This window comes from Achromobacter maghribensis, from assembly GCF_057334215.1.
On the sequence record NZ_JBHFII010000061.1, the window covers coordinates 672,774 to 679,923 of the forward strand.

At 66.0% G+C, this 7,150-nt stretch carries 9 protein-coding genes and 1 pseudogene; 4 read left to right on the forward strand and 6 right to left on the reverse strand.

All coding sequences use genetic code 11. The features are described 5' to 3' along the window. Position 1: 1 nt before the first annotated feature. From ACE039_RS29155 to ACE039_RS29175, 5 genes are all read right to left on the reverse strand, one after another. A complete protein-coding gene (locus ACE039_RS29155) occupies positions 2–1,666 on the reverse strand; it encodes a hypothetical protein (protein WP_485824073.1) in 1,665 nt (554 codons plus the stop codon). A 9-nt stretch (positions 1,667–1,675) separates the two neighbouring features. Beyond that, positions 1,676–2,665, reverse strand: a complete 990-nt coding sequence (locus tag ACE039_RS29160; protein ID WP_485824074.1) for an Lnb N-terminal periplasmic domain-containing protein — start codon at positions 2,663–2,665, stop codon at positions 1,676–1,678. Positions 2,666–2,689: 24 nt separating this feature from the next. Further along, complete coding sequence (locus ACE039_RS29165) at positions 2,690–3,307, reverse strand: YiiX family permuted papain-like enzyme (RefSeq protein ID WP_485824075.1); 618 nt, start codon at positions 3,305–3,307, stop codon at positions 2,690–2,692. Then, entirely contained in the window at positions 3,304–3,471 is a 168-nt protein-coding gene (locus tag ACE039_RS29170) for a hypothetical protein (protein ID WP_199196813.1), read from the reverse strand. Before ACE039_RS29170 ends, ACE039_RS29165 begins: the two co-directional genes overlap by 4 nt. Positions 3,472–3,562: 91 nt before the next feature. After that, positions 3,563–3,799, reverse strand: a complete 237-nt coding sequence (locus ACE039_RS29175; protein ID WP_485824076.1) for a hypothetical protein — start codon at positions 3,797–3,799, stop codon at positions 3,563–3,565. A 78-nt stretch (positions 3,800–3,877) separates the two neighbouring features. Here ACE039_RS29175 and ACE039_RS29180 point away from each other — a divergent pair, with 78 nt between their 5' ends. Together ACE039_RS29180 and ACE039_RS29185 are read left to right on the forward strand one after the other, a co-directional pair. After that, positions 3,878–4,072 carry a hypothetical protein gene (locus ACE039_RS29180; RefSeq protein ID WP_105557440.1) on the forward strand — a complete coding sequence of 65 codons (195 nt, stop codon included), beginning with the start codon at positions 3,878–3,880 and terminating at the stop codon, positions 4,070–4,072. Positions 4,073–4,196: 124 nt separating this feature from the next. Further along, positions 4,197–4,829 (forward strand): FMN-binding negative transcriptional regulator, encoded by a 633-nt coding sequence (locus ACE039_RS29185; RefSeq protein WP_448711576.1) that lies wholly within the window; start codon positions 4,197–4,199, stop codon positions 4,827–4,829. On the opposite strand, the gene ACE039_RS29190 is transcribed toward ACE039_RS29185, so the two are convergent. Further along, complete coding sequence (locus tag ACE039_RS29190; RefSeq protein WP_485824077.1) at positions 4,789–6,060, reverse strand: MFS transporter; 1,272 nt, start codon at positions 6,058–6,060, stop codon at positions 4,789–4,791. The two genes, ACE039_RS29185 and ACE039_RS29190, sit on opposite strands and share 41 nt — an antisense overlap. A gap of 82 nt (positions 6,061–6,142) precedes the next feature. On the opposite strand from ACE039_RS29190, the gene ACE039_RS29195 reads away from it, so the two are divergent. Both ACE039_RS29195 and ACE039_RS29200 read left to right on the forward strand, forming a co-directional pair. Beyond that, positions 6,143–6,877: an ArsR/SmtB family transcription factor gene (locus ACE039_RS29195; RefSeq protein ID WP_485824078.1), complete on the forward strand. Its 735-nt coding sequence runs from the start codon at positions 6,143–6,145 to the stop codon at positions 6,875–6,877. Between the two features lie 78 nt (positions 6,878–6,955). Then, positions 6,956–7,150 (forward strand): annotated as a pseudogene (locus tag ACE039_RS29200) (N-acetyltransferase); the annotation flags it as partial.

Consider the following 7,150-nt stretch of genomic DNA (forward strand, 5'->3'; position numbering starts at 1 on the left):
CTCAGTCCAGATCCACCATGCCAGGCATCTCCGGCGGGCGGTCCGTTGCGCGGGCGCATAGCGCGCTGGCTTCGACCACCGCAATTCTGCCGTCCACGGTACCCGCCAGCAGCGTGCCGCCGGCGGCGTCCATGGCCATGATCAGGGTGGGCACGCCGTCCAGGCGCACGCGGGCGTCCAGCCGCAGCGCGCCTGTCTGCGCATCGATCAGTTGCAGGCCTCCATCCAGGAACGCCGCCGCGATCAGGTTGGCCTCCGGCAGATGGACAACGGCGCTGGCCGATGCGCGCGTGGGCAGGCGCCAGAGCTCGCGGTTGCGATCCAGCGGCTTGCGATAGAGAAAGCCCGCGTAGGCGTTGTCGACGGTGGGCGAGTAGTGCTTGCCGCAGACGATCACGCCCGCGCCCAGCGCGTCGTCGACGTAGCAGCCGCAAAGTTCCATCGCATGGCTGGCGGGGCTGCGGTGGGGAGCCAGCAGGGGCCAGAGCCGGCGCACGGCCCCGTCAGGCTGGGCGATGCATAGCCATTTGTGTTCGTGTGAACTGGCCGGCGTGCCCTGCAAGAAGAAAAGCCAGGGCGCGCCGCGTATGCCGATGTAGTGGTTGAAGCAATCGAAATGACCCAGATCAAGATGCTGTTCCTGGCCGGAAACCAGGTCCACCAGCACATCCCGGGCACGGCCGCCCGCCACCCGAAAGCGGTTCTGACGGCCCAGCAGCGCGCCTTGCGGCGTGGCCGAAAAGGTGAACTCGCCGTCGTAGGCCCGCGTCTGGCGCAGTCCGTCGTCCGTCAACGTGTACAGCCGCGAGTCCTGTCGGCCGTAGCTGGCAGGATGATCCGCCGTCTCTACGACATGGACGTGAACCCCCGCGCCGCGCAGGATCTCCGCGCCGTGCCCCGGGCCGTCGTAGGCGGCGATTCGATCTCCATTGCGGTGATAGATTTCAAGCAGGCAGCCTTCGTGCGCGACGGCGAAGCGGTCTTCGTCTAGCCAGGCGACGTCTTTAATGGCGCCCCGGCTTGTCCAATGGCTGATGCCGAACCATTCCATCAGGCGCGTTTCGGGTGTTCGCAGGTCGGCCGGTGGTTCATCGCGGGGCGCGATGTGCGTCGGATCCAGCTCCAGGTCCGTCGGGTGGAAGTCGGCGCTTGATGTATCCGGCACCGTTGCGTGCACGATGTACAAGGTGTCGAACGCCGCGTCGGGATCGTCGGACGGCAGGCCCCATTCCTCGTCCCACGGACGCACCCAGGCTTCCACTTGGTCTCCCGCCGCGTTGTAGCGGCACCGCACCACTTCAGGCACATGCTTGAACGGGCGGCGGGCGTGCGCGTGCCGCCAATCCCAGACGATGAGATCGCCCTCGAATAGAAAGCCGCCGTCATAAATGCCCGCGCCAATGGCCAGCATCGTGCTGCCGGGGTGGAAGGCGACGTCGTTAACGGGAAGCCGCAGGTCGTCGAAGGCAGCGAAGGGGGCCGGGGCGTCGCGGCGGTATAGCGCGACGCGATAGCGCATCGCCCGGCCTCCGTAGGCGGCGCGGGCGCGCGGGTTGGCCAGCAAGGCGAATTCCGAAGCGACCGCCACCACGTCTTGTTCCGCGCTGAAGAACACGCCGGTGATTTTTCCGCTGCCGCGCAGCGTCGGGTCCATGAACGTGGTCATCGCGGTCGTTTACTGGGCGTCAATCCCCGGCAAGCCATGCCGGATGTCCCGCGAAAACGTCGCGGGCGTTGCGTTGGCGCGGGCGCGCTCGGTGTAGCGGCCCAGCCTGCGGTATTGCCCGGCGTTGTCGGCGCCGCGCAGCACTTGCAGATCGTAAAGGTACTCCGGCAGATAACCCGACGCCAGTTGCCGAAAGTCCAGCGGCAGACCCGGCACAATGCGCCGCGCCATCTTGAACACGATGGTCGTGCAGTTGGCCGTCAGCGTGTGGTAGAAGCGGGGGGTATGCCGTAGCCGGTTGGCGCTGTCCACATACGCCAGGAACAGCGAACGCGCGGCATCCAACGGCATGTGGATGCGGTACAGGTAGCCGTCTTCGCCGCGCACGTTGGTACGTACGCGCAGGCTGTCTTCTTCGGTGGACGCGATGACGCTCAGTTCGTATTGCTTGAAAAAGCCGCCGATCTCCGAGAACAGGTCGCCCTGCTTGCGCCTGATCTCTACCGAGAACACCACGTGGCGATCGTGGCCAAAGCCGAATGACACCAAGGCGTGGGCGATGGCGGGGCGGTTCCAGTAGGACAGCGCCACATCCACGGATTGCAGCTCGTCCAGCGCGTAGTGTCGTGTTTCCCAACGCGGCGTGAAGTCGGTGCGGGTGCGCCAGTCGAAATTGCGCACGTTGTGCAGCGTGACCTGGTTGCCGTCGATCTCGCCATGCGTCTGCCGCGCGACTTCGGGTATCCAGTCGCGGTCGTTGGACGCGCGCAGGGTGTGCCACCACACCAGCAACGCGACGGCGGCCACGGCAAACACATACCAGGCGGGTTGCCAGGCAGGCCATGCGAACGCGGCGATGGCGGCAAGCGCCGATGCCAGCCAGGCCAATGTCAGCGCGCCTCGCCCAACGCGCGGCACCGGCGCGCGTATCCACAGCGCCAGCGCGCCCCATGCGGCAGTCAATGTGATGACGATACCAATCAAGAGAGACGCGGCCATGGAGATCAAAGGCTCCCGGAAGAGTCAGCGGTCGGCGACCGTTGCCAGCAGGTCCGATTCGTACATGGCCGCCGGCGAGATGATGGGCTCATCCCAGGGGATGTCCTTGCCGTACCGTTCCCGCATCTTGGACTGCACGGCCGGTGAACTCAGGTCAAAGCGCTTGAGCGGCGCAAGCGCGCCGATCTCTACGCCCAGCGTGCGCTGATAGATCTTCCAGACAAGCTCCGAACAGTAGATCTTGTCGTCCGACCAGGCGAACACCAGGTCATAAGGCTTGCCCTCATAAGCAGCCCCCGCCGCCGCCAGCCGTTCACGCGCAGCGGGCGTCAGCCGCGAGGCATCGCGCAGGCGCTTGACAACGTAGTGGCCGCGTTCGCCCCGCGCGGCCCATTGGTCAAGCGGCGTATAGCTCACCTGCGCCGCCGCCTCCAGCACGTAGGGGCGGCCTTGACGCGTCACGATCATGCCCATGTGACTGTAGGGAGAGTGCGTGGCTTGCTGGATGGCCAGGCTTTGCGCCGACAGGGACTGCTGGAATACCAGGTCGCCGGTCTGCACATCGGGGGCGGCCGAGGCGGCCAGGGATAGCGAGGACAGCGCGGCCAGAGCGGCGGCGCGTGACCAGGCTGGCAGCGTCATGAACGCACCCGGCTCGCAGCCGGCGGTTCTTTTTTGCTGCGGGGTTTTGTTGCAGGTTTTTTGGTTTCGGCGGGAGCGTCGAACTCCTGCTTGTTGCGCTCACCACGTGGGGTGTTTTCCGGATGGGGTTTGGGAAAAGCCCAGGGCTTAGTTTTCTGATCCATTGCATGTACTCCTTGCACAGGCGGAACAGTAGCATTAGCCGTGGCCGTGAGTAAGTGAGGGTTGACGTCAATATTCATCACATCGTGATTTTTAAGAGAAAAAGTTCGGGAGTTCGACCGCCAGCGCGCCGGGAATGTTCCCCGCTTGCGGCGCTTGCCCGATCGATCCCCGCGGCGCTGGTGGCGGTGTGATGCGGCGGCGCATGTTATCGCGGATCCGCGGATCGCTGTCGTGCTTGAAAGCGTCCGCGATCAACCCCTCAGGGGACACGGCGTTCTTCGGAGCCGGGGCGAGGTTGGGTAAACCCTCTCGGAAAATGGAGCTCATCCATCTTTCCGTGGCCGCGGGTGGGCGCGCGTGCGCGGGCGGGACTACGATGGAAAGCGTGCACATAGGGAGGAAACTATGGACACCGCCAAGGAATGGTATGCCGCAGTCAAGGAATGGCAGCGCGCCCGCGACGAGCTCACCGCAGCGATCGCCGCGATCAAATGGCCGAATCCCACGCCGGGGTGCCTGGCCAGCTACGACCGCGCGTACGCGCGAGAAACTGAGGCGCGCGACCGCATGAACCAGGCATACGAACGCGTCCGACGGTAGGCCGATTGCTGCCGTCCATGTCGCCGCCGGTATCCTGGCTCCATAAAACTGAATCCCGATGGCCCTGTGCATGGAGCCACGAAGGCGGTATGTTGTTTTTTTCCCAGCACACAGACCGCCCATCATGTATCTGCCGTCCGCCTTTCGAGAAGATGACCTTGCCGTTCAACACGACTTCATCCGCGCCCATCCGCTAGGCGTCATCATGACCAGCGGCGAGGGCGGGCTGATGGCCAACCACATCCCCTGTTTGCTCTATCCCGAAGGTCCGCATGGCGTGCTGCGTCTGCACGTGGCGCGCGCCAATCCGCAACTGGCGCAGTTGGCAGCGGGCCAGGAATGCCTGGTGGCCTTCCATGGCGCGCAGGCCTACATCACGCCGTCCTGGTACGCCACCAAGGCCGAGACGCACAAAGTCGTGCCGACCTGGAATTTCGTGGCGGTGCATGTGTGGGGCACGCCGGTGATCCAGGATGATCCCGCGTGGTTGCGCGCGCAGCTGGAAGCCTTGACCGACAGCCAGGAAAAGGCCCGCACACAGCCCTGGAGCGTGGATCAGGCGCCGCCCGATTTCATTGCTGCGCAGATGCGCGCCATCATTGGCGTGGAGATCCCCATTTCCCGCATCGAAGGCAAATGGAAGGTCAGCCAGAACCGGACGGCGGCCGACCGGCAAGGCGTGGCGGAAGGCCTGGCCAGCGAGGCCGGCGGCGCCGTCATGGCCGGGCTGGTGGCGCGGCGGGGCGGGCTGGCCTGAAGGCGCTGGCGCCCAGCCCGGCGGCAAAGCAGGCGATGGCGGCGGCTTGCAGCAAGGCGGCTACAGCCAGAAAGCCCACCAATGATTGCCCTGTCGCTTCCAGCGCGGCGCGCAGAAACCCGAACAAGACAGGCGCGAAGGCGTAAGCGCCCTGAGACAGCGCCACGATCAGCGGCACGACGCGGACAGTGTCTTCGCGCGCGAACTCGGTTTGCGCGATGAGGGGCGGCAACGACGTTGCGTTACCGATCCCCGAGCCAAACAGCACCACGCCTGCCCAGACGGCCCAGCCATGGTCCGACGCCATCATCAGCGTGAGCGATCCGCCGATCTGGATCGCGTAGGCCAGGCAGGCCACCTTGCGGCGGTCGGCCCCGGCGGGCATCAACCATCCCACCAGCATGCGACCCGCAATCGCAGCGGCCGTGGCGACGCCCATCGCCACCCCCGCCCACTGCGCCCCGAGCAACGGCGCCAACAGCGACAACAGATGCGCGATCAGGCCGATCTGGGCAAACAGCCCCAGTGCCATGCCGCCTGACAGTGTCAGGAAGGCGCGGTCGCGCCACAGGTTGCCCACGAGGGGCTGCGTAGTGGTTGCCACGGCGGCCGGCACCGCGGCGTCGTCGCCGTCGGCCAATTGGCCAAGCTGTTGCGGCGTGACGGCGAACACCTTGCGCGCCAGCACGGCGATAACCGCCACCATCGCGGCGCCCACACAGAGCGCGGCCTGCGCAAATCCGGCCTGCGCGATCAGAAAGACCCACAGCGGTGAAAACACGATACCGCCGACGCTGGCGCCGTTATAGGCCATGCCCAGGGCGGCCGGCCGCCGCCTCGCGAACCACGGCGCGATCAGCGCGTTGACGGCTGCCGCGCCCAAGGCCACCCAGCCCATGCCGCTGATGACGGCGGCCAGGTACAGCTGCCACGGGGCTTGGGCCAGCGACCATCCTGCCACGCCCAGCGCCAGCAGCACCGCGCCGCCGAACGTGGTTTGCGGGACACCTGCACGGCGGTACAGGCGGGGCAGGTTGGCGACGACCACCGTGCCGGCCAGGAAGTGCAGCGTGACCGCGCCGGAAACCAGCGCCACGCTCCATCCTGTGCGCTGCACCACGGCATGCAGGAACACCGGCGGACCGTAAAAGCCGACGCCCCAGCCGAAAACGGCTAGCGTGAAGGTGGCGGCAAGGACTTTCCAGCCGAAAAACGAGTGAGGGGTGGGCATGGGGGGAGGGGTTGGGTGTCGTATCAGGATGACTCGCAGTATGCTTAAGCCTTGCACACAACACTTTGGTGTACAGCGAATCATGGAATCCGAGTTCGCCGATATCAACCTATCCGGCGTGGCGGGGGCGATCGCCGATCCGGCCCGCGCGCGCATGCTATGCCTCTTGCTGGACGGCCGCGCCCGTACGGCGACCGAGTTGGCCGTCGCCGCCGATATCAGCGCCTCCACGGCCAGCAGTCATTTTCAGCGGCTGCGCGAGCAAGGGCTGGTCGACATGGCGGTACAGGGCAAGCACCGCTATTTCCGGCTGGCCAACAGCGAGGTCGCGCACGCACTGGAGGCCTTGCTGGTCGTTGCCGGCGCTGAACGCGCACCGTTCAAACCCAACACGCCATCCGCGTTGCGAGAGGCACGTACCTGCTACGACCACATGGCGGGCACGCTTGCCGTGCGCATCCACGATGCGATGCTCGCCCGCCAATGGCTGGCCGCCGAGGGCCGCGATTACGTGCTGACGCCGCTGGGCGAGGCGTCGCTGGCCCAGATCGGCGTGGACGCCGCACAAGCGCGGCAACGCCGCCGGCGTTTCGCGTGCGCCTGCCTGGACTGGAGTGAACGGCGTTCGCACCTTGGGGGCGCGCTGGGCGCGGCCTTGCTGGATGCGCTGACGCAACGCGGCTGGATCACGAAGGACCTGGATTCGCGCGCGCTGTCGGTCACGCGCAAGGGCGCGCAGCAGTTTCCGGCCTTCTTCGGCAAGGCCGACGCGCAAGCGGCTGCCGGCTGGCAGGAAGGCAAGCCGGTCGCGGCGTAGCCCGAAGTTGTCGCAGCTTCGTCATAAGGGTGCCGCCTTGCAGGCGGCCCCTTTTTTTTTATCAACCCTGTACAGGAGGTGGCCTTGCCCACGCTGGCACTGCACGCATTCCGTTCCTTCCGCCGTTTGGTGACGGAACTACGCATTGACGTCAATCATGCTCCAGAAGAAGTGGAGAACGAACTCAATGCCATACACGACCGGATGAATCGTCCCTTGGATCGCTTGCATGGGCTGCCGGAGGTCAAGACCGACATCCCTGGCATCGTGCTT